Annotated in this window: 1 protein-coding gene; it reads left to right on the forward strand. The window is 46.1% G+C overall.

Going from position 1 to position 642, the window contains the following annotated elements; translation table 11 throughout:
* The coding region (locus L9G74_RS19875; RefSeq protein WP_238898507.1) for a hypothetical protein at positions 1 to 577 on the forward strand (577 nt) is incomplete at its 5' end.
* Positions 578 to 642 lie beyond the last annotated feature (65 nt).

The following is a 642-nucleotide window of genomic DNA, read 5'->3' on the forward strand; positions in this document are numbered from 1 at the left end:
AATGGCTTCACATCTGATTCTTGCAACTTTGGTAGCTCTCTTCTGCATTGCTCAGCCCGGTTACTCCAGGCCTGAGGCAGGAACAACCAACATGCAGGACCTTATAAAGGAAATGGAAACCAGCGTTCGCAAGACCTTAGATGAAGCCAAAAAATCCCTCAACCTCCCCAACGAACCCAATGGCGAAGCTGTCATCAAGGCTATCAAGGAAAACACCCAGAAGGCCGAATCTGCTTTGAAAGACATGAAGGCCAAGATCGAGCAACAGATGAAGAGCAACCCACAAATCCAAGAAACCATTAAGGGACTCGAGGCCAAGATTGACGAAGCCACCGCCAATCTGAAGAAGGAAAACCCCGAAGTTGCAGCTAACGCCCAGAAAATTATGGACAATATGAAGGCTGCCTACGAATCGGTGACCAAGGAAATGGAGAAGGTCAACGCCGAGATCAGCAAGAAGGGAGGTCTCAAGGATGATCTCGAGACCCTCGTCAAGAACCTCATCGACAGGGGAAACGTATATGCAAAACAGCTCAAGACCCAAGTTGATGAAGCTTTAAAAGCCAAGAAGCCATAATTCTCTTACAACCTACGCTGAAAACACAAAAGTTCAGATTTCAAACCAAAACTTTAAAAAAATCA

Origin of the sequence: Shewanella electrica (genome assembly GCF_022321485.1) — a bacterium.
Lineage (GTDB): Bacteria > Pseudomonadota > Gammaproteobacteria > Enterobacterales > Shewanellaceae > Shewanella > Shewanella electrica.